Origin of the sequence: Clostridium collagenovorans DSM 3089 (assembly GCF_900130005.1) — a bacterium.
Classification (GTDB): domain Bacteria; phylum Bacillota; class Clostridia; order Clostridiales; family Clostridiaceae; genus Clostridium_D; species Clostridium_D collagenovorans.
This window is the reverse complement of sequence record NZ_FQXP01000009.1, coordinates 92529-114646: the sequence shown is the minus strand read 5'-3', so window position 1 is coordinate 114646 and position 22118 is coordinate 92529. Positions and strand designations below refer to the sequence as shown.

Below are 22118 nucleotides of genomic sequence, written 5' to 3'. Positions count from 1 at the left end.
AAAAAGATTTTAATAATAAATAGGTAATTTATTATCATAGAAGAAATACCTATAAACAAAGGGTTTTTTAATATCTTGTTTATAGGTACTTGTTTTAAAAGATATAAGATTTATACCTTTATTGATTTTGATTCTTATGTATTTTTATAGAAAAGATTAAAGTTTAATTTTTCATATTACTTTTCATCAAAACCGCCAAGTGCTTTTTCAAAGCCTTTTAAAGCATCATCAACAGCAGCTTTGCTTGCACTGAATCCCTCTTTGAATTTTACTTTGAATTTATTTTTACAATTAGGACATTCAACTTCGCTATCTACTTGATTTAGCTTAAGTTCTATTATTTCTTTGCAAACAGGACAATTTATAGAAATATCTTGTTCTCCAAATAGAGAATTGAAACTTAATGACATTGAATAATCCCCCCCATGATTTATTTCGACTTAGCAGAGTCGATAGTTAAATTATAGGATATATATGTTTATATTACAAGTAATTCAATAGTTTGTATATCTAGTATATAAGGAACTAGATTTTTATTAGATTTTCAATTAATCATATACAATATATTGAATTTTATGATATCATTTGCATATGTTAAACTACAATATATACGGGGTTGTAGAATTTTATAAAGTGAAGAGGTTAGATGATGATAGAATACGGAAGAAGTATACGTTGGTTTAATGATTATAGAGATGAAATAGAGTTTTCGAGTTTAAATAAATTTACTTTTATGCAAATCTGGTTTATGAAGGGGGATTTGATACTTGATAAGGTACCATATCCAAAAGAGGAGTATGTCCTTAATTCTAATTTTCCAGTAATAATTCATGCAGTATATGATATTGATGACTATGATAAGTATAATGATGAATTACTTCGTATATTAAAGGTTTTAAATCATAAGGAAGTAATTATACACCCAGTCTGTGAAAGTGCTCCTGTGAACTCAAAAACTATATATACATTTGCAGATAACATTTATAAAACAAATCAATTACTTAAGGCAAATAATATAAAACTATATATTGAGAATAATAGTGTAATTGATAAGGTTAATTATAAAGCTAGTGATTTAAAAATAGTCTTTGATAAAAATCCAGAGGTTGAATTACTTCTTGATATCGCTCACATAGATGATTATGATCATTTACAAAGTATTCTTGAAGTTAAGTTCCCTAAATGTATACACATAGCAGATAAGCGTTTTAGTGAGGAGCATGAACATCTTCCACTAGGGCAAGGAGAACTTGATTTTGAATTGATTTTCAAAAAGTACCTAAAGGGATATGAGGGGAAAATTATCTTTGAGGTAGTTGATGAGGATGAAAAAATTATAAAATCTAAAAGTATAATAGAAAAAATATTTGAAGATAAATAAATTTAAGGGAAGTCAGAAATGGCTTCCTTTGAATTTATATAATAAAATAAACAATTATATAAAGTATTGTGAAAATAAAATGAAGGTATTGAGATTTTTCTAAAATATAGTGTGAAAGTGAAATGAAGTTATTGATTTTCTTCTAAAGTGTAGTGCAAAAATAAAATAAAGCTATTGACCTTAACATTGTGTTATAGATTAATATAGTTTTAGGAGGAGAATTGCCATGTACATGATAAATGAAATTTCAAAGTTAACTGGAGTAAGTATAAGAAGGTTGCATCATTATGATGAAATAGGGCTTTTGGTACCAAGTAAAAGGACAGAGTCCAACTATAGAATGTATAGTGAAGAGGATGTTGAAAGGTTATATCAAATATTACTTTTTAAGGAGTTAGATTTTCCTCTTCAAGAAATTAAAAGATTATTATATGATGAGGAATTTGATAAGCAAAAGGCTCTTACAATGCAAAGGGAGCTTATAGTGGAGAAGAAAAATAGGTTAGAAAATATAATAGAGTCTATAGATAGTAGGATTGTGAATTTAGGAGGTAAAGCTATGAGTAAAAAGGATTTTAAGGCATTTAATTATGAGGAAATAAAGAAACATGAGGAAAAATATAAAGAAGAAGTAAAAGAAAGATACGGTAAGACAAGCGCTTATAAAGAAAGTAAAGAAAAAACATCAAAATATTCTAAGGGGGAGTGGGAAAATATAATGGGAGAGGCAGCTGAAATATATGAGGGATTAGCTGCTTTAATGGATGAGAATCCTTCTAATGAGAAGGTACAGGAGTTAGTAGGTAAATGGAGAAGTCATATAAGTAAAAACTATTATAATTGCACCTTGGAGATTTTTAGAGGATTAGCTCTTATGTATGTGGCAGATGAGAGATTTACTGAGAATATAGATAAGTATGGTGGAGGCTTAGCACAGTTTTTAAGTGAGGCTATGAATATATATTGTGATAATAATTTAAAGTAGCTTTAAGAATACAGCAAAGTAAGAAATTTAGATTGATTTAAGCTTAGAAGTTATAACTATGAAGTTTAAGATAATGAAGAAGAAAACTTTAAGCATAAATAGGTATAAACATAAGGAGAAATATATTATAGTTAAGTTTAATTGATAAAACAATTAGAAGAGAATTATAGAAATATAGGGATAAGTATATATGTTGCATTAAATAAAATTCATTCATATTTTATAGGATAAAAAATTTAATATATATCGTAAATTACGATGATGCAGATTTAATATTGCAAAGTATATATAAATAAAAGTTTAATTGAATAGTATAAGAAAAGAGAGAGTAAAACTTAATTAAAGATTTTAAAAGCCCTATATGCTTAGTTTTGAGTTAATCATATAGGGCTTAATTTATTTTAAACTATTAAAGCACACTAAACTATTTAAGTTTCTCTTCAGTCGCACCTAATTTAATAGATTTTTCAGAAGAAGTGTATTTACCAGTATTATCGTTTCTTCCTTGTAAGAAGAATCTAGCTTCTGGTTTACCCATAGTTTCAATAGCTTTTTCACAAAGCTCACCGATTTTTCCACCTTTGCATCTGTTGATGATTAAGCTAACTTTAGTATCATCAAAATCAGATAACATGTTAACGTCACCGTTGCTGTCTCCACCAACGATTACTGGGCCATGTCCATGGATTGGTACTAAGAATTTGTTTATAGTTTCTGTTTTACCTTTTCCTTGAGTTTGGAAATACTCAGGATCAAGTTCAGCTGTTATTTTTTTGTCCTCAGTTTTTAAAAGTTCCATAGCGTAAACTTTTTCACCTGGTATATTGTAACCATACTTAGGGTTTGTAGCAAACTCTTTAACAACGTCAATGTAAGAAGCAGAACAAATATAAACCTCAATTCCGTTTTCCATTAAAGCTTTGTATAAGTTTTGTTGCTCAGCAACAGTTCTTAAACCAGTGTTAAATGAAACTGAAACAACACCAGCTTTTCCTGGCATTTCTTCAGAACTTGTCCAAGTTTCTTCACCTAATTCATGTGCTAACCAATAGTCGTTAGATTTTTCAGTAAGAGTAGCAACTTCTTTAGAAGTCATTCCTGCAAATAAGTAAGTAACCCATGGGTAGCTTACATCTGAACTGAAAGATTCTCCGATTGCAGCATAAAGATATCTAAGTTTAGCTTTGAAATCAGTATATTCTTTAGTCTTTTTGATTTCATCTAAAGATTTAGATCCTTTAAGTCCTTTGAAGTTTTCATATAAATATTTATAGTCATTAGTAATATCTTCTGTAATTGAGTCGATATTAACTGGTTTTCCATCTTTATTGTTACATTTCTCGTTAAAGTTGTCCTTTGGAATATTAGTTTTCATAACTGAATCTAACTCTTCAGGAGTCATTTTAAATTCTAAGTTTTCTAATTGGTAAGCAAGTAATGCTTCTTCAACGTCATTCATGATTGTAGTGTTGTCCCAATCGAAAACAGCATAAGGTTTTTGTTTTTCATCATAGTTTTTGCTATCTTTTCCGTATTCTTTGATAACATTAACTAATGCATTGTAAGTATCAGGAGCCCATGCTAATTGCTCTAAACCGTATTCTGATTTTGTTGCTTTTTCTTCTACATTTGTTTTAGCATTTGATGCCTCATCTTTTTTTGCAGTAGTTCCACATGCAGTTAAAGAGAATGCAACTAAAGTTGCTAAAGCAATGCTAAGAGTTCTTTTCTTAAAGTTATTCATGATTTTACCTCTTTTAATCTCTTAATATAAATTTATCTTTTTTAGTATAAAGTTATTTATAAGTTATAGTATAAATTATTTTATAATTGCAATGAAAATAATCTATAAACTAATTCTTATAATAAAACATAAGTTTATAAATTTAATACAATTCAGGTTTATAAAATATAAACGTATTTTATAGATTTATAATTTATAAAAGCATCTTGTATCAAAAAATTAATTTAAAGTTAATAAAATGTTGCAACAATGTAAATTTTGTGACTATCACAAGTATATTTATACACCTCTACCAAAGATAAGTCAATATTTTTGATATAATTTTAGAATAATTAAATAAATTCACATAAAAATAAAAAAAGATAAAAATTCATAAAAATAAAAAAATAAATTCAAATTTGAAGTATACGTAAATTTTCTTTAATGGAAACATAGGAAAATATTATGAAAATGAAAAATATTTTTCTGTAGAAAATATATAAAATCTAAACAATAGAATGGAATTTAAATAGTAAAATGTTTTTGTAGTGAAAATTTTAAAAATAAGAACTTGGATTTTATATATATTTTTGGAAAAGTTTAATTAAACTATATAAAAGTTTATTTGTGGTAATTAAATATATTGAAGAAATATAAGATTAAAGTAAAATAAAAGATATTATGTTGATAAAATAAAAGATAAGGTGAAACTTTTTATTAAAAAGGTTTTTAATTAAGATTGAAAAAAACGTAGTCCTATTTATTTCAAGAAATAGGACTACGTTTTTGTTATAATATATTTTCTATTATTCTTTTGCGTAAATTAAGTATATTACAGTGAATTTCAGTTATGATTTCTAAAAAATCTTCATCGGATTTTCCAGTAGGGTCCTCTAGTCCCCAATCTTCTCTAAGAGTACATGGAAGAGCTGGACAGCTTACGTTACATCCCATTGTTATAACAATGTCCACTGGAGGAATATCACTTAATAACTTTGAGCATTGAGTTTCTTCCATATCTATATTGTACTTTACTTTCATTAGTCTCACAGCATCTTGGTTTATTTTAGATTTTATTTCTGTGCCTGCTGAGTAGCTTTCGAAAATATCAGATGCTAGATGTTTTCCTAAGGCTTCAGCAATTTGACTGCGACATGAATTATGAACACATATAAAAGCTACTTTGGGCTTATTATTTTTCATTATTACTAAACCAACCTTTCGTACTATTTGCAACTTTAACTAAAAATAGCATGATTGGAACTTCTACTAAAACGCCTACAATAGTTGTTAAAGTTGCGGGCGATGACATTCCAAAAATTGATATTGAAACAGCTACAGCTAATTCAAAGAAGTTAGAGGCTCCTATCATTCCTGCTGGAGAAGCAATATCATGTGGTAGCTTTAGTAAATAACTTGCTAAATAAGCTATAAAGAATATAAGTATTGTTTGTATAATTAAAGGTATTGCAATAAGAATTATGTGAAATGGATTTGAAATAATCACATTTCCTTGGAAAGAGAATAAAAGAATTAGGGTAAGCAATAATCCTATAGTAGTAATACCATCAAACTTTTTTATGAAAATATTTTCGAAATAATCTCTTCCTTTTTTCTTAGTAATAAAATATCTTGTGAATATTCCTCCAAGCAAAGGGATGACTACAAACAATACAATTGATAAAAATAAAGTATCAAAAGGTACAGATACATTACCCATTCCAAGTAAAAAACTTACAATAGGAACAAATGCAACTAAAATAATTAAGTCATTTGTTGCAACTTGTACAACTGTATAACTTGGATTTCCCTTTGTTAAAGAACTCCAGACAAAAACCATTGCAGTACATGGGGCAGCTCCTAATAGAACAGCACCAGCAAGATATTCCTTAGCTAAATCTGCAGGTATCCACATTTTAAATACAATATAAAAGAAGAAAGCAGCAATAATATACATTGTAAATGGCTTGATTAGCCAATTAGTTACCCAGGTTACAACTAATCCACTAGGATTTTTACTAATGTTTTTAATGCTTTGAAAATCTACTTTCATCATCATTGGATAAATCATTATCCAAATAAGGATTGCAATAGGTACTGATACATTTGCGTATTCAAATTTATTTAGGAAGTTTGGTAAAGCAGGTATATATTTTCCTATTAGTATTCCGCTAAGCATGCATATAATAACCCAGAATGTAAGGTATTTTTGAAAAAAGCTGATGTTTTTATTCTTTGACATAATTTACTCCTTTTGCTGTAAAAGCATCTTTATTTTTTTCAAGATATAATTGCCATATATTCATATAAAAAAAATTTGATGTAAAGTTTTTTATAAAAGCCATCCTATGATGACTTTTATTTGCAACATTGAGGATGACTATCTAAATCAGGAGTAGTTAGCTCTAACAAACGATTAGAAGCATATTCTCCTCCACACTTACTTAATTTATAATGAGTCCATTTACCCTCTTGTCTACTTTCTACAAGTCCTGACTCACATAAAATTTTCATGTGATAGGAAAGGGCTGATTGTCCTATATTCATATTATCAATTAATATACAAGCACATTTTTCTCCGCTTTTTAAAAGTTCTAATATATATATTCGTTTTTCATCACATAGTGCTTTAAATATTTTTACGTCTTCTTCGTAATTCTTACTCATAGGTAACACCTCACATCAAAAATTTTTGATATGATAATAATATAGGGTAGATTTTTATTTGTCAATAGTTAGTAATAAAAAATATAAAAGGTAAAGTAATTTATGAAAATATTAATAGAAACTCTTGGATATATATAAGTTTAGAGTTTAAAATAAAACAAAAAGTATGTTTTAATTAACATAAGGATTTAAAATTCAGAATTTTTAAAAAAATACTATTTTAAATGTTGACGGTGAAAAATCAAAATGGTATAATCTCTATAAATTAAGAGATTTAAACATTCAGAATAGTTCCCTTTTAGGTTTTAGGAGAATATTTCTATGTAGTTTAAATCCTAAAATATGGAGGTGGAGACTATGGCAGATAAGAAATTAATTTGTGCAGATTGCGGTCAAGAGTTTGTTTTCACAGAAGGTGAACAAGAATTCTACAGAGAAAAAGGTTTTGAAAATGAACCAAAAAGATGTCAAGACTGTAGAAGAGCTAAAAAACAACAAAGAAACAGATAATTTTAAATTAGAAGTTTTGGCTGATAACATTAGTTATCAGCATTTTTATTTTTTGTTAAGATATTTCAATAGGGACATTTCCTTAATCATATAAATAAAATTCTTTCATGAAATATATAAGTTTTAATTCATATTCTATATTTCTAATCATAGGTATATTTATTCTATAATGAATGGGACATCTAAATACAATGAAGATTTTTTATTAGAATATATACAGATTATGACTTCCTAGGAATTTATTCTCTCATAAATAATAAAAACAATATAATAGAGATTTTCAAAGTTCTCATGATTTAAATCAATAGCATATAAGTGGCTTTTAATAGTGTGTCTGTAGTTTTCAAGGGTATAAATTATGCAATACAATTAGTTAAAATGTGTAAAAAATATAAAAATAGGAATTTATATTGCGCATTTTGATAATAATGTAGCTATAAACAGTGAAGTGTTATAGTAAATTTTTTTATAACCCTAAGGAGATAATTACAGTTTTCTATAGAATTTTCTACTAAAGGATATAGTTTCTGTGTGCTTACCATATTTCTTTGGGTTTATTATGGTGAAATAGGTATATGTTGTTGCAGAGCTTGAGGAGAAATATTTACTATAAAATTATTTAAAAGGAGGACTTTAGAGAGTTATTATTTATACATAGGACTTTGAAGAAGCTACAGTTATTTTTATAAGATAAGTTTTAAAGATAGTTAGATATTAATATGGAGATGAGTTTTAAAGATAGTTATGTATTAATATGGATATGAGTTTTAAAGATAACTAGACATTAATATAGTGATATGTGTTAAACCTAATTAGGTATTAATGAGGTAGCTTAAGTTTTGGCTTTGATATTGAGAAGTATACAATAAAACTTTTTTAAATAAAGGAGATTATGGATAGAGATACTTTTGGCTTTCCTATGGTGTATTATGCTTTTGCTATTTTTATTGGAAGTTTATATGCCATGGCTTATAAGGATAGTGCTGTAGTTGCTACGATTTTTAGTATTATACTAATAGTTATAATTGCTTTTACTATAAATTATAGAGATTTAATAATTGTGATGTGCTTTTTTATTTTAGGAGCAGCTAGTAATTTTATTTATTTTGATTTTAAAGCTCCAAGCTCACAGGGTATGGAGGGGAGAATAGTGGAGCAGAATGAGTTTAATTATGTGGCTAAAATAAATGGCAAGCTTGTACAACTAGATGGTGTTTATAATAGTGAGATAAGGGAAGGAAGCAGGGTTTTAATTAAGGGAGCATATGAAAAATATCCTATATATAATAGAGGGGTAGTTGCTAGGTGCAAAGTTGAGGAGTGTACCTTAAGTAAGGATGATTTTATTTCAAAGATATATGATAAAAAGAAAAATTTCTACTTATTATTAAAGGAGCAGATGGGAGAAGACAAGGCAGCTGTAGTGGTAGCTTTATGTTTAGGTGATGATGCTTATATAAGTGAGGAGCATAATGAAAAGCTGAAAATCCTAGGGATAGTCCACGCTATTTCGGTATCGGGACTTCATATGGCAATAATATATACATTTATAAAGAAGGCTTTAGGAAGTAACTTAGCTTTAATAGGAGCATTTCTTTTCTTGATTATAACAGGAGGAAAGTCTGCTACGGTAAGGGCTTTTGTTATGATTTTAGTAAATGATTTAGCATATAGATGTGGAGAGAAATATAGTGCTTATTCGGCTTTGAGTATTTCTGCAATAATATTAATAATTACAAGACCTTTTAGTGCTGCGTCGCCTGGATTTATGTTATCTTTTCTTGGGGTAATAGGTATTCTTATGTTTAATCATAAAATAGAAAGAGCTGTATATAAATTACCTAAGACTTTGAGGAGCACCATAGCTTTAGGGGTAAGTGCTCAGGTTTTCACTTTTCCTTATATGGCTATTGTTTTTGGACAAGGAAATATAAATTTTATACTTGGAAATTTAATTTTACTTCCTATATTAACAGTGGTTATAGTTTTAGGTACTTTGGCTTTGATATTTTGTAAAATACCTTTAGTGTTTATTATGCTTTGCAAAGGAATGGAGTTTATTTTAATTTGCTATGAAGGGTATAGAGAAATTTTATTGAAATTAAGCTTTGGAATTATGAGTTTAGGCTATTTAGATGCAGTGCTGTTCATAGTAATAATAACTTCCTTTATACTTATGAAAAAGGGGCATAAAAAGCTGGTGTATATTCCATTAGCTTTTATAATTGCAGTTGGTATAAGTAGATATAAGTTCAATGTAAATATTAGTTATTTTAAAATGGCTTATAGTGATGGTATACTAATAGAGTATAAAGACAAAAGTACCTTTATATGTGATGATTCTAAAATGATAAAGAATATTGAAAAGGTAAGGGAAATAGATAATTTTGTAACTGTAGATAATTTAAAATCCTGTGCTATGAATTTGGATGAGGATTTTAAAGTTTCATATTTAGATAAAGCTTATACTAAAAATAGCAAAAAGGATATTCTTGCTTTTTCATGTAAAGATAAGATTAATAATGTTTTTGTAAAGGACTCTAAGGATGTAAGTAAGGAGTCTATTGATGGTAACTATAATATTGAAGTTTTACCTCAGGGCGAAAATAGATTTTATAAAAATGAGGTTTTGGCAAAATATATTATAGTAGGTCATAGGATTATCAGAATTAAGTAACGTATTATGTGAGGATAAATGGGAGTGATACTTTGATAAAACTAAGTGAACTAAGTGCAAAGTTAGATAAAAAGAATTTTGATAGCTGTTATATCTTAGGTGGAGTAGATGAAAATTTAATAAAGGAATCTTTGAAAAAGATAATTGATTGTAATGTAGATCCTACTTTTAAGGATTTGAATTATGTTGAGTTTGACGGGGAAAATGCACAGATAATAGATGTTATTAATGCCTGTGAAACACTGCCTTTTATGAGTGATAAAAAGGTGGTTATGGTATACAGATGTAAGTTTCTAAAAAGTGGTGGAAATAAGGAAGATGAAAAGAAACTTGATGAAATAAAAAAATACATAAGTAATATGCCTAAGCATTGTATTCTTGTTATGTATTATCTTTTTTCATCGGATAAGGATAGAATAAATCCTAAGTTGAAGGCTCTTGAAAAGAATGCCACTGTGGTTTCTGTTGAGAAATTAAGGGGTGGAGAGTTAAAAGCTAAGGTTAAAAAGATATTTGATCAAAATCATAAGAAAATAGAGCAAAATGCTTTAACTTTATTTTGTAATGAAGTAGATAATAATATGGAAATTATAAATAATGAAATAGCTAAATTATGTGCTTACACTGAAGGAAGAGGGGTTACAAGGGAGGATGTACTTGTTTTAATGCCTCAAAGGTCTGAAAGTCACATTTTTGATTTAATAGATTACATTGGGGAGAAAAGACTTAAAAATGCTCTTGATGTATTAGATGAGATATTATTTAAGGGTGAAAAGTGGAATTTTATTTTAAGTAGCATAGGAAAAAGATTTGAACAGATACTTAATATAAAGCTGCGTCTTAATCAAGGTAAAAATAAGGATACTATAGCAAGTGAAATGTCTTTACATCCTTATGTTTGTGAAAAATTAATTGCTCAAAGTAGAAAGTTTAGTGATAAAAACATAGTTAAAATTTTAGAACAATGTTTAATTACTGAGGGAAGATTGAAAAGCAGAACAATTGATGAAAAGGTTGAGCTTGAAACTTTGCTAATAAATATAATGACTGTAGTAAGGTAAATGAAATAGCTAAATATAAAAGCCTCAATTTAAAATGTACATTTTTAATTGCAACAAGGTTTATTTAATAACAGTTATTTCTAAGTATGATGAAGAATCATTGTTGAGATAGATATATAAGAATACATAAATAAGGTTAAGTAGAGGCTATAGCGATCTAAATAAAAAGTTTATGAAATTATAATAGGGTAGTTTAAATAAGAATATACAAATTGGAATGCTATAAGATTATCTAGGAACTATATTAATAAAAGAGAAAAGTTTATAAAGCTGGAAATAAAATAAGGTGGACAAAATGTCCACCTTATTTGTTTTTTATAGAGTTAATAAAGAGCTTACTTCATATAAGCAACTAAAAAACACTCTATAAAAAACAACAACCGGTATAAAATACCGGTCTATATTCCACTATGCCATAGCATTTAACTTAGCAGCAAGTCTTGATTTATCTCTTGAAGCTTTGTTCTTATGTAGAATGTTTTTAGCACAAGCCATATCAATAGCTTTAACTGCTAAAGTTAATTTAGCTGTAGCTTCTTCTTTGTTACCTGCAACAACTGAAACTTCGAAATTCTTTATAGAAGTTTTTAATGCAGATTTAACCATTTTATTTGCAAGAGCTTTAGTAGCGTTTACTTTAATTCTCTTTTTAGCTGATCTTGAGTTTGCCATTATGTGTTCACCACCTTATTTTATTATAACTGTGTACGCAGCTTTTGGGGAATCACGTACGAGTTCATATAACACGTGATATTATAGCATTAAATTTACAAGACTTCAATAGAAAATCCAAACTTAATTAATATTATTTGTAGATAAGATTAAAGTCATGAGAATTTCCATATAAAGATGAAGATTTATATATAAATAACAAGGGTTAAAGTAATAGACTTTGTAGGTGTTATTGAAGTTTTGAAAAATTATATATGAAAAAGCAGAATTAAAATAATATAACAGTATACATTAAAGAGATTAGGAAAAAATAAGAAAGACATAATAGATATATTGTAACTAAAGGTAATAAAGAGTTTATTCAAAGGAGGAAATATTGTGGGAAGTATTAGAACGGATTTGGCTATAGAAGCACAAGAAATGTATAAAGAGAAAAACTCTGTTGAAGAAATACCTGGTACAGAGGTTAAGGAATATAGAGATGGAGCAATGAAGGTTACTCATGTAAAAATATTAGATAATGATGGTGAACTTGCCATGGGTAAACCAAAGGGAGATTATATTACCATAGATATGCCGATTATTGTGCATTATGATAATGACTCTAAGGAAGAAGTAAGTAGAGTGCTTTCAAGAGCCATGAAACCTCTTATAAAATTAGATGAAAGTATGACTGCTTTAGTTGTAGGTTTAGGAAACTGGAACATAACACCTGATGCTATTGGCCCTAAGGTTGTTTCTCAAATAATGATAACAAGACATTTAAAACAATTAGTACCAGATAGTATAGATGAAGAAATAAGACCAGTTTGTGCTATTGCACCGGGAGTGCTTGGATTAACAGGAATGGAAACAGGGGAAGTTATAAGAGGAATAATAGAGAAAACTAAACCTGATTTAGTTATATGTGTTGATGCCTTGGCTTCAAGAAAAACAGAAAGAGTTAATAGAACAATTCAAGTAAGCAATACAGGAATATCTCCAGGTGCTGGCGTTGGTAACAAGAGAATGGAACTAAGTGAAAGAACCTTAGGAATACCTGTACTTGCAATTGGCGTGCCAACTGTAGTTGATGCAGCAACCTTGGCTAATGACACAATTGATTTAGTTTTAGAGGATTTAATTAAAAATGCTACAGAAGGTAGTGAGTTCTACAAGATGTTAAAGGAAATGGAAAGTAGTGATAAAGAGCAATTAATGAAGGAAGTATTAGATCCAAAAGTAGGAGATTTAATGGTTACTCCAAAGGATGTAGATATGATAATTGATTCTGTATCTAAAATAATAGCTGGAGGAATTAATATATCTCTTCAACCATCCCTAAGCTTAGAGGACATAAATAACTTTATTAATTAGCTGTGACTAAAGTTCACAAAATGTTAATGAACCTTTCCTAAAAAGAAGTAATAAAAAAGTTATCCCCTCATATATTTTAATATATAAGTCCTAAATTCGTTGATATGGGGGGATAAATATGAAAAACAAAAGTGGAAAAATAATGTTACTACAGGAAATAAAGAAATTCTTAAATGAAAGGTTCAATAGTAAAGATTTAACTTCGATATTAAATAAAATAAAGAGGATAAAATTACCATATGAACTTGAAAATTTAAAAAATAAATGGTCAAGCCCTGGCAACAATTATAAATTTAATTATAATAATAACAAGAAAAGAAAAGGTCCTAAGAGAGAGAGTAAGTTTGTAATATATTTTAATATAGTAACCATACTCATAGTTGTAATATTATTTTCGCCTAATCCAGTTATTAATGCTGAAACTAATCTCATTAGGATGGAACAAGGCAAGTATGAAAATATGATTGGTTTTAATATGCCATATTTAAATGGGAGCAATGGCAAAAGTGGCATAATACAAAATCTATTAGACTTTATGGGTATTGATTTAAATAATCCTTTATCTATAATGGCAAAGGAAGTTTCTTGCTTTAGTGACGGTGCTAGAATTGCTTCAAATGATTCTTGTGATGAGCATGATAGACAATTGAGCGAGGAAGATTTAAAGGGTATTACTTCTTTTAATTTAAGTGAAGAGGACATAGTTAAAATAGAAAATGTTGATACTGACATAGATATAAAGATAAAGGCTGCTCTTGAAAAAAACTTAAAGGATAAGGATAAACCAAGAGTACTTATTTATCACACACATACTCATGAGGGATATCTACCAGATAAACCTTATGCAGATAGCCTTGAAAACTCTGTTGTCGCAGTTGCTGATGTTTTAACCTCAACACTTACTGAAAAGTATGGAGTTAAGGTGGTTCATGATAAAACTGTTAATGACTTGGACTACAATGCATCTTATTATAGATCAAGTGAGGTAATTACAGATCAATTAAACAAATACAATGATTATGATTTAATAATCGACCTTCACAGGGACTCTTCTCCAAATAAAAAGGAATTAGTTTGTAATATAAATGGAGAAAATACTGCTAGATATATGTTTGTTACAGATGATACTAGTCCTAATCATCCTGAGCATATGAATATTCTTAATAAGCTTATAGATACTTCTGAAAGTATTTATCCTGGATTTATAAGAAGTAATAAGATTTATCATTATAAAACAGGGGGAATACTACACTTTAGCCAAGATAAGAGTCCTAAGTTAGCTGTTTTAGAAGTTGGATCAATGATTAATGATATTTCTGAAACTAAAAATACAGGCAAATATCTTGCTACAGTAATTGCTAAATATATTGCTGATGTAAATGAATAGAAATTACCAAAAAAGTACATCCTTTAAATATTAAGGAGGTGCTTTTTTTTATGAACAAACAAAGAGGTAAAATCTTTGCTGTGGTTGTTTTTGCATTTTTGATTATGGTAACAGGTATAACTGTTGTAAATATAAGAGTAACTAGAAATTTATCTCAAAGCTACGAGTATGATGGATTAAAGGTATATTTGGAAAAAGACCCCTTCACCTTTGCTGTAGATTTTGGAGATTATTATTTTAAATTTGATGGTAGCGGAATAACTAAGATCACAAGAGACATTGTAAATGTATTCAATAGAGATTGATAAATAGATAGCTAATTCGGTTTATATAACAAAAAACGTTGACAAGAACTCTTGATTTTATGATATAATTTGAATGATTGCGTAAAAATATAGTAAAGCAATCCTTTTTAAACTGTGGCTTTTGAAATAAAACTAATTTAATTTAAGATAGTTTTGTAAATTATAATATTCATAAATAAATAGAATCGGGGGTAGAAGTTATGCAGAGTAATAGACAAGAACGTATAAGAAACTTCTGTATAATAGCTCACATAGACCATGGTAAATCTACTTTAGCAGATAGATTACTAGAAAAAACAGGAACACTTACATCTAGAGAGATGGAGCAACAGGTTCTTGATAATATGGAGCTTGAAAGAGAAAGAGGAATAACTATAAAGTCCCAAGCAGCTAGATTAGTATACACTGCAAAGGATGGAAATGAGTACATATTAAATTTAATAGATACTCCAGGGCATGTAGACTTTAACTATGAGGTATCAAGAAGTTTAGCAGCTTGTGAAGGTGCTGTACTTGTTGTTGATGCAACTCAAGGTATACAGGCTCAAACTTTAGCTAACTGTTATTTAGCAGTTGATAATGATTTAGAAATAGCACCTGTTATAAACAAAATAGACTTACCAAGTGCTAGACCAGATGAAGTGAAAAAAGAAATAGAGGACATTATAGGTCTTGATGCATCAGATGCACCTTTAATTTCTGCTAAAACAGGCTTAAATATAGAAGATGTTTTAGAATCAGTGGTTGAAAAAATACCTGCACCTACTGGAGATGAAGAGGCTCCATTAAAATGTTTAGTATTTGACTCTTATTATGATAGTTATAAGGGTGTAGTAAGTTACGTAAGAGTTATTGATGGCTCTGTTAAAAAGGGAAGCAAAATTAAATTCATGGCATCAGGAAAATCCTATGATGTAGTTGAGGTTGGAGTATTTACACCAGGACCTATGTCAATAGGAGAATTAAAAGCTGGTGATGTTGGATACATAGCAGCTTCTATTAAAAACGTAAGAGATGCACGTGTTGGTGATACTATAACAGATGCAGCTAATCCAACAGAAAATGCTTTAGAGGGATATAGACCAGCAGTACCAATGGTATTCAGTGGTATTTATCCAGTAGATGGAGCTGACTATGAGGAGTTAAAGGAAGCTTTAGAAAAACTTCAGTTAAATGATGCTGCCTTAGCCTTTGAACCAGAGACTTCTATAGCTTTAGGCTTTGGATTTAGATGTGGATTCTTAGGATTATTACACTTAGAAATAATTCAAGAGAGAATAGAAAGAGAATTTGATATAGATATCATAACTACAGCACCTTCCGTTGTTTACAAGGTGTATAAAACTAACGACGAGATGATTGAAATAACTAACCCAACTAATCTTCCAGAACCATCAGAAATAAAACACATGGAAGAGCCAGTTGTTAAGGCTTCAATCATAACTCCTTCAGATTATGTTGGAGCTATTATGGATCTATGCCAAGACAGAAGAGGAGTATTCCTTGATATGCAATATATTGATACAACAAGAGTTGTAATCAATTACGATATACCGTTAAATGAAATCATTTACGATTTCTTTGATGCTTTAAAATCAAGAACAAGAGGTTATGCATCCTTTGATTATGAAATGAAGGGATACACTCAAACTAAACTTGTTAAGCTTGATATTATGTTAAATAAAGAAAAGGTCGATGCTCTATCAATGATAGTGCCTGAAGAAAGGGCATATAACAGAGGTAGAATCATGGCTGAGAAGTTAAAGGATATAATCCCAAGACAGATGTTTGAAATTCCAATTCAAGCAACAGTAGGTGCTAAGGTAATAGCAAGAGAAACAATTAAGGCTATGAGAAAAGACGTACTTGCTAAGTGTTATGGTGGAGATATTTCAAGAAAGAAAAAACTTCTAGAGAAACAAAAACAAGGTAAGAAGAGAATGAGACAGGTTGGTAGCGTAGAAGTGCCACAAGAAGCATTCATGGCAGTACTTAAATTAGACGAATAAACTTAAAACTAAATTAAGATTACACAATTAGAGGGAGTATTAACTTCCTCTAATTTTATATTAAAATGAAATAAGGTGATTAAAATAGAGAAAACAGCGTTATATATACACATACCTTTTTGTAAGCAAAAGTGTTTATACTGTGATTTTGCTTCCTTTGCAGGAGCTGAAAAGTATATGAAGGAATATACAGAAGCCTTATGCAAGGAAATTGAAGCATATAAGGATATAGAAATAGAAACAGTTTTTATTGGTGGGGGAACACCTACTTATTTATCTATTGAAGCCTTAGAGCTTTTAAAAAATACTATGAAAAAATTAAAGTACTCCAAAACTCTAGAGTTTACTGTGGAAGGGAATCCAGGTACTTTTACAGAGGAGAAACTTAAAATTTTTAAAGAAATGGGCATGAATAGATTGAGTATAGGACTTCAATCCTTTGATGATAATCTTTTGAAGAGTATAGGAAGAATTCATAGTGCAGAAGACTTTAAAGAAAGTTATTATATGGCAAGAAAAATGGGTGTTGAAAATATAAATATGGACTTAATGTTCGGGCTTCCTAATCAAAGCTTAGAAAAGTGGATAGAGACTTTGAGAGAAGCTATGACTTTAAATCCAGATCACATATCTTGCTATAGCTTGATAATAGAAGAGAACACAGCTTTTTATAATTTATATGAAAAGAATTTATTAAAGCTTCCTAATGAAGATACAGAAAGAGACATGTATTCCTTAACTAAGAATATCTTAAGAGAAAATGGATATGAGCAGTATGAAATCTCTAATTACTGTAAGAAGGGTAAGGAATGTAGACATAACTTAGTTTATTGGAACTTAGAAAATTATATAGGGTGTGGTGTTGCTGCACATTCTTATTATAATGGTGAGAGATTTAATAATTGTGAGAATATAAAAGAATATATAAAGATGATGAATGAACAAAACAGTCCTATTATAACTAAAAGTAAAAATACCTTAGAGGATGATATGGAAGAGTTTATGTTCTTAGGTCTTAGAAAGATACAAGGAATTAGTATTAAGGAATTTAATCAAAGATTCAATGTTGATATTTATGATGTATATAAAGAAGTAATTGAAAAATATAAAGACTTAAACTTACTACAGGATTCAGAAGGATATGTGAAATTAACAACTAAAGGCATAGAAGTTTCTAATGTGGTAATGGCAGACTTTATTATAGATAGATAAAGTATAAAAATATGGTAAGAAAATCATCATATTTTGTAAATAAAAGAAAAAGGTTATTAATAAGGTGTAAATTTTATTAATAGCCTTTTTCTTTTTGGTATAAAATAGCGTAAGAAAGAAAAAATAAGAGATATTAAGAGAAATATTGAGATAAATTTAAAACAAAGCTATAAACAATCAAAAATAAAGAAAATATATTTTTGACAAGGTTTTAAAAAAGTGATATTTTTTAAACATAGCAATTAGCACTCGAGGTTAATGAGTGCTAATAAAGAGGTGGTAGTAAGTGGACGATAGAAAATTAAAAATTCTAGAGGCTATTATAAAGGATTATATTCAAACTGGAGAGCCTATAGGTTCTAGAACAATAGCTAAAAAGTATGACTTAGGGGTTAGCCCCGCTACTATCAGAAATGAAATGGCTGATTTAGAAGATTTAGGCTATATTGAGCAACTCCACAGTTCATCGGGTAGGATACCTTCAGACCTAGGATATAGGCTGTATGTTGACAAACTTATGAAGCGAAGAAATATAAGTGCTGAAGATGAGATTTTGATTAAGCAAAAGGTATTTACTTCAGCAATATATGAAGTGGAGAATTTAATTATAGAAGCCACTAAAATACTTTCTGAATTGACTGAGTTAGCATGTATAGTAAAAACTCCATCAATAAGAAAAGCCTATATAAAACAAATACAATTAGTCTTTATTGATCCATACAATATTTTAACTGTTATAGTTACTGATACTGGAGTTATTAAAAACAATGTAATAAGAGTTTTTAGTCCGGTAGAGGAAAGTTCTATAAATGGATTAAATGTTTTAATAAATAGAAGAATTGTAGGATTAACAATAGATGAAATGGATTTGGAGGTTATAAATAATCTTCAGAGAGACTTAAGAGGTCATGATGATATATTTAATGCGCTTATACCTGCATTATATGAAAGTTTAAAATCCACAGAAACTTCTAAGGTTTATACTGAAGGATTTACTAACATATTTAACTATCCTGAATACAATAACATAGATAAAGCAAGAGAGTTCATACAATTTATAAACAATGAGCACAATGTGGATATGTTATTAAGTAGTAGAGAAAAGGAAGATGGTATAGCAATAAGCATAGGTGCTGAGAATTACTTAGCTGAAGCAAGAGATTGTAGTGTAATAACTGCAACTTACAGTATACATGATAGACCATTAGGTGTAATTGGTGTTGTTGGGCCTACTAGAATGCAATATGATAAGGTAATATCCATATTAGGTAAAATCGTAAAAGAGTTAAATATCAATATGGAGGATATTTACAAAAATAAATAGTTAGTTTAAAAGCTGACTTTGAAATTAGAATGGAGGATTCAAGTGGTGGATAACAAAGAATCAAAGTTAAATGAAGAATGCAAGGAGAATACTTCAACAGAATTTGAAGTAGGATGCGACGCAGCTACTGAAGAGTGTATTGAGGAAACAGAAGCAACTTCAGAAGAGACTTCAGAGGAAGTACTAGACTTTACAAAAGTTTTAAAGGATAAAGTTGCAGCTCTTGAAGAAGAGGTGAAGCTTTTAAATAATAAATTAGAAACTGCTGGCGATAGATTTATAAAGCTTAGTGCAGAGTATGATAATTTTAGAAAAAGAACTAATAAAGAAAAAGAAAATATTTACACAGATGCATGTGCAGATGTTTTAAAAGAGTTTTTACCAGTTTTAGATAACTTAGAGAGATCAGTTGCTGTAGGTGGTGACATTGAAGATTTCAAAACAGGAATAGAAATGGTAATAAGAGGATTTAAAGATTCACTTGTAAAACTTAATGTTGAAGAGGTTGAGTCAGAAGGAGAATTTGATCCTAACTTACACAATGCTGTAATGCATATAGAAGACAGCTCACTTGGTGCAAACCAAATAGTAGAGGTTTTCTTAAAGGGCTATAAAAGAGGCGATAAGGTCTTAAGATATAGCATGGTTAAGGTTGCTAACTAAGCACTTAAAAAATATTTTGCTTATATAACTAATAAATAATCTTAATTATATTTAGCTTTAATTTTAATTATATATCTTGCATTAAATAAGCTTCATTTATATTTTATAGGATAAGAAATTTAATATGTAATAAATTAAGATGATGTAGATTTAATATTGCAAAGTATGTACTAAATAAATTTAATTATAAATAAGAGTAATTAGTATTATAATAAGCGAATTTAATAAATTTTAATAAATTGTAATAGAAACAAGCAAAACAAGTAAAATAATATAGATAAATTAGTTATCAGGAGGAAATTAAAATGGCAAAAATTATAGGAATTGACTTAGGTACAACAAATTCATGTGTAGCTGTTATGGAAGGTGGAGATCCAGTAGTAATAGCAAACTCTGAGGGTGCAAGAACTACTCCATCAGTTGTTTCTTTCCAAGCTGACGGTTCAAGATTAGTTGGGCAAGTTGCAAAAAGACAAGCAATTACAAATCCAGATAAAACAATAATATCAATAAAAAGACATATGGGTACTAACCATAAGACAACAATAGATGGTAAAGACTATACACCACAAGAAATTTCAGCTATGGTTCTTCAAAAAATCAAAGCTGATGCTGAAGCTTTCTTAGGTGAGCCAGTAACAGAAGCAGTTATCACAGTTCCAGCTTACTTTAATGACAGTGAAAGACAAGCAACTAAGGATGCTGGTAAAATAGCAGGCTTAAATGTTAGAAGAATAATCAACGAGCCAACTGCTGCTGCTCTTGCATATGGATTAGATAAAATGGATACAAACCAAAAAATCCTTGTATATGACCTAGGTGGTGGTACATTTGACGTATCTATCCTTGAATTAGGTGATGGTGTATTCGAAGTTTTATCAACAAATGGTAACACTAAATTAGGTGGAGATGATTTCGACGAAAGAATCATGAACTACATTGCTGAAGACTTTAAAGCTCAAAATGGTATTGATTTAAGACAAGATAAGATGGCTCTTCAAAGATTAAAAGAAGCTGCTGAAAAAGCTAAGATTGAGTTATCTTCATCAACTCAAACAAACATAAACTTACCATTTATAACAGCTGATGCTACAGGTCCAAAACACATTGATATGACTTTAACAAGAGCTAAATTCAATGAGTTAACTCATGACTTAGTAGAAGCTACTATAGAGCCAATTAAAAACTCTTTAAGAGATTCTGGTTTAGATAAATCAGGTGTAGATAAGGTTATCTTAGTTGGTGGTTCAACAAGAATACCAGCTGTTCAAGAAGCAGTTAAAAACTTCATGGGCAAAGAGCCTTCAAAAGGAGTTAACCCAGATGAATGTGTAGCTGTTGGTGCTGCAATCCAAGCTGGTGTATTAACAGGAGACGTTAAAGACGTATTATTATTAGACGTAACTCCATTAACATTAGGTATCGAAACATTAGGAGGAGTAGCAACTCCATTAATAGAAAGAAATACAACTATTCCAGCTAAGAAGAGTCAAGTGTTCTCAACAGCTGCAGATGGTCAAACATCAGTTGAAATTCACGTTGTTCAAGGTGAAAGACAAATGGCTAGTGACAACAAGACTTTAGGTACATTTACATTATCAGGAATAGCTCCAGCTCCAAGAGGAATTCCTCAAATCGAAGTTACTTTTGATATAGATGCCAACGGTATCGTTAACGTAACTGCTAAGGATAAAGGAACTGGTAAAGAAGCTAACATCACTATTACAGCTTCAACAAACTTATCTGATGATGAAGTTCAAAAGGCTGTAGATGAAGCTAAGAGATTCGAAGCTGAAGATAAGAAGAGAAAAGAATCTATAGAAATTAAAAATAATGCTGACCAAATAGTATATCAAACTGAAAAAGCTTTAACTGACTTAGGTGACAAGGTTACTGCTGAAGATAAAGCTAAAGTTGAAGAAAAAGTTAATGCTGTAAAAGCTGTAAAAGATGGCGAAGATTTAGAAGCTATTAAAAAGGCTACAGAAGACTTAACTCAAGAGTTCTACGCTATTTCTTCAAAATTATACGCTGATGCAAATCCACAAGGTGCAGGAATGAACCCAGAGGATATGCAAGGTGCTTCTCAAAACAACAACGATAATGTAGTTGACGCTGAGTTTGAAGAAAAGTAAAATAGACAGAGTGACATTTAATTAAGGGAATGGGTAGATACCCTTCCCTTA

At 29.4% G+C, this 22118-nt stretch carries 19 protein-coding genes; 13 read left to right on the top strand and 6 right to left on the bottom strand.

The genetic code is table 11. The annotated features are described in order from the left end of the window. Window positions 1-176 precede the first annotated feature (176 nt). The gene (locus BUA48_RS11765) at window positions 177-410 is read right to left on the bottom strand and encodes a hypothetical protein (protein WP_072832255.1); all 234 of its coding nucleotides are present in this window, start codon (window positions 408-410) and stop codon (window positions 177-179) included. Window positions 411-649: 239 nt separating this feature from the next. Here BUA48_RS11765 and BUA48_RS11760 point away from each other — a divergent pair, with 239 nt between their 5' ends. Then, complete coding sequence (locus BUA48_RS11760) at window positions 650-1381, top strand: TIM barrel protein (protein ID WP_072832254.1); 732 nt, start codon at window positions 650-652, stop codon at window positions 1379-1381. A gap of 226 nt (window positions 1382-1607) precedes the next feature. Further along, on the top strand, window positions 1608-2366 hold the full coding sequence (locus BUA48_RS11755) for a MerR family transcriptional regulator (protein WP_072832253.1): 759 nt from the start codon (window positions 1608-1610) through the stop codon (window positions 2364-2366). A gap of 424 nt (window positions 2367-2790) precedes the next feature. Here the strand turns inward: BUA48_RS11755 and BUA48_RS11750 are convergent, their stop codons facing one another. The 4 genes from BUA48_RS11750 to BUA48_RS11735 form a co-directional block, all read right to left on the bottom strand. Beyond that, window positions 2791-4110: an HAD family hydrolase gene (locus BUA48_RS11750; protein WP_072832252.1), complete on the bottom strand. Its 1320-nt coding sequence runs from the start codon at window positions 4108-4110 to the stop codon at window positions 2791-2793. A gap of 768 nt (window positions 4111-4878) precedes the next feature. Continuing rightward, a complete protein-coding gene (locus BUA48_RS11745) occupies window positions 4879-5292 on the bottom strand; it encodes an arsenate reductase ArsC (RefSeq protein ID WP_072832251.1) in 414 nt (137 codons plus the stop codon). Beyond that, window positions 5282-6331 (bottom strand): ACR3 family arsenite efflux transporter, encoded by a 1050-nt coding sequence (gene arsB / locus BUA48_RS11740; RefSeq protein ID WP_072832250.1) that lies wholly within the window; start codon window positions 6329-6331, stop codon window positions 5282-5284. The genes BUA48_RS11745 and arsB overlap by 11 nt, the downstream gene beginning before the upstream one ends. Before the next feature lie 116 nt (window positions 6332-6447). After that, window positions 6448-6756: an ArsR/SmtB family transcription factor gene (locus BUA48_RS11735; protein WP_072832249.1), complete on the bottom strand. Its 309-nt coding sequence runs from the start codon at window positions 6754-6756 to the stop codon at window positions 6448-6450. Between the two features lie 357 nt (window positions 6757-7113). On the opposite strand from BUA48_RS11735, the gene BUA48_RS11730 reads away from it, so the two are divergent. The 3 genes from BUA48_RS11730 to holA all read left to right on the top strand — a co-directional run bounded on the left by BUA48_RS11730 (window position 7114) and on the right by holA (window position 11004). Further along, window positions 7114-7266, top strand: coding sequence for a zinc-ribbon domain-containing protein (locus BUA48_RS11730; protein ID WP_072832248.1), 153 nt, complete (start codon window positions 7114-7116; stop codon window positions 7264-7266). Window positions 7267-8158: 892 nt separating this feature from the next. Then, a complete protein-coding gene (locus tag BUA48_RS11725) occupies window positions 8159-9943 on the top strand; it encodes a ComEC/Rec2 family competence protein (protein WP_072832247.1) in 1785 nt (594 codons plus the stop codon). 32 nt (window positions 9944-9975) lie between these two features. Next, entirely contained in the window at window positions 9976-11004 is a 1029-nt protein-coding gene (holA, locus tag BUA48_RS11720) for a DNA polymerase III subunit delta (protein ID WP_072832246.1), read from the top strand. Window positions 11005-11412: 408 nt separating this feature from the next. Here holA and rpsT read toward each other — a convergent pair whose 3' ends face one another. Beyond that, complete coding sequence (gene rpsT / locus BUA48_RS11715; RefSeq protein WP_072832245.1) at window positions 11413-11676, bottom strand: 30S ribosomal protein S20; 264 nt, start codon at window positions 11674-11676, stop codon at window positions 11413-11415. Window positions 11677-12054: 378 nt separating this feature from the next. On the opposite strand from rpsT, the gene gpr reads away from it, so the two are divergent. The 8 genes from gpr to dnaK all read left to right on the top strand — a co-directional run bounded on the left by gpr (window position 12055) and on the right by dnaK (window position 22067). Then, window positions 12055-13032 carry a GPR endopeptidase gene (gpr, locus tag BUA48_RS11710; protein ID WP_072832244.1) on the top strand — a complete coding sequence of 326 codons (978 nt, stop codon included), beginning with the start codon at window positions 12055-12057 and terminating at the stop codon, window positions 13030-13032. A gap of 118 nt (window positions 13033-13150) precedes the next feature. Beyond that, window positions 13151-14419 carry a stage II sporulation protein P gene (gene spoIIP, locus BUA48_RS11705; RefSeq protein ID WP_072832243.1) on the top strand — a complete coding sequence of 423 codons (1269 nt, stop codon included), beginning with the start codon at window positions 13151-13153 and terminating at the stop codon, window positions 14417-14419. 50 nt (window positions 14420-14469) lie between these two features. Beyond that, on the top strand, window positions 14470-14724 hold the full coding sequence (locus BUA48_RS11700) for a hypothetical protein (protein ID WP_072832242.1): 255 nt from the start codon (window positions 14470-14472) through the stop codon (window positions 14722-14724). A 200-nt stretch (window positions 14725-14924) separates the two neighbouring features. Further along, complete coding sequence (lepA, locus tag BUA48_RS11695; RefSeq protein ID WP_072832241.1) at window positions 14925-16733, top strand: translation elongation factor 4; 1809 nt, start codon at window positions 14925-14927, stop codon at window positions 16731-16733. Between the two features lie 84 nt (window positions 16734-16817). After that, window positions 16818-17945 (top strand): radical SAM family heme chaperone HemW, encoded by a 1128-nt coding sequence (gene hemW, locus BUA48_RS11690; protein ID WP_072832306.1) that lies wholly within the window; start codon window positions 16818-16820, stop codon window positions 17943-17945. 286 nt (window positions 17946-18231) lie between these two features. Next, window positions 18232-19269 carry a heat-inducible transcriptional repressor HrcA gene (hrcA, locus tag BUA48_RS11685; protein WP_072832240.1) on the top strand — a complete coding sequence of 346 codons (1038 nt, stop codon included), beginning with the start codon at window positions 18232-18234 and terminating at the stop codon, window positions 19267-19269. Window positions 19270-19305: 36 nt separating this feature from the next. Further along, a complete protein-coding gene (gene grpE, locus BUA48_RS11680) occupies window positions 19306-19932 on the top strand; it encodes a nucleotide exchange factor GrpE (protein ID WP_072832305.1) in 627 nt (208 codons plus the stop codon). Window positions 19933-20237: 305 nt separating this feature from the next. Then, window positions 20238-22067, top strand: a complete 1830-nt coding sequence (gene dnaK, locus BUA48_RS11675; protein WP_072832239.1) for a molecular chaperone DnaK — start codon at window positions 20238-20240, stop codon at window positions 22065-22067. Window positions 22068-22118: the final 51 nt, after the last annotated feature.

Excerpts from the sequence above, each read along its gene's own strand:
- lepA (WP_072832241.1), top strand. The coding sequence starts at position 14,925 with ATGCAGAGTAATAGACAAGAACGTATAAGAAACTTCTGTATAATAGCT.
- spoIIP (WP_072832243.1), top strand. The coding sequence starts at position 13,151 with ATGAAAAACAAAAGTGGAAAAATAATGTTACTACAGGAAATAAAGAAA.
- arsB (WP_072832250.1), bottom strand. The coding sequence starts at position 6,331 with ATGTCAAAGAATAAAAACATCAGCTTTTTTCAAAAATACCTTACATTC.
- BUA48_RS11730 (WP_072832248.1), top strand. The coding sequence starts at position 7,114 with ATGGCAGATAAGAAATTAATTTGTGCAGATTGCGGTCAAGAGTTTGTT.
- BUA48_RS11760 (WP_072832254.1), top strand. The coding sequence starts at position 650 with ATGATAGAATACGGAAGAAGTATACGTTGGTTTAATGATTATAGAGAT.
- BUA48_RS11765 (WP_072832255.1), bottom strand. The coding sequence starts at position 410 with ATGTCATTAAGTTTCAATTCTCTATTTGGAGAACAAGATATTTCTATA.
- rpsT (WP_072832245.1), bottom strand. The coding sequence starts at position 11,676 with ATGGCAAACTCAAGATCAGCTAAAAAGAGAATTAAAGTAAACGCTACT.
- BUA48_RS11755 (WP_072832253.1), top strand. The coding sequence starts at position 1,608 with ATGTACATGATAAATGAAATTTCAAAGTTAACTGGAGTAAGTATAAGA.
- dnaK (WP_072832239.1), top strand. The coding sequence starts at position 20,238 with ATGGCAAAAATTATAGGAATTGACTTAGGTACAACAAATTCATGTGTA.
- BUA48_RS11700 (WP_072832242.1), top strand. The coding sequence starts at position 14,470 with ATGAACAAACAAAGAGGTAAAATCTTTGCTGTGGTTGTTTTTGCATTT.
- BUA48_RS11745 (WP_072832251.1), bottom strand. The coding sequence starts at position 5,292 with ATGAAAAATAATAAGCCCAAAGTAGCTTTTATATGTGTTCATAATTCA.
- BUA48_RS11750 (WP_072832252.1), bottom strand. The coding sequence starts at position 4,110 with ATGAATAACTTTAAGAAAAGAACTCTTAGCATTGCTTTAGCAACTTTA.
- BUA48_RS11725 (WP_072832247.1), top strand. The coding sequence starts at position 8,159 with ATGGATAGAGATACTTTTGGCTTTCCTATGGTGTATTATGCTTTTGCT.
- BUA48_RS11735 (WP_072832249.1), bottom strand. The coding sequence starts at position 6,756 with ATGAGTAAGAATTACGAAGAAGACGTAAAAATATTTAAAGCACTATGT.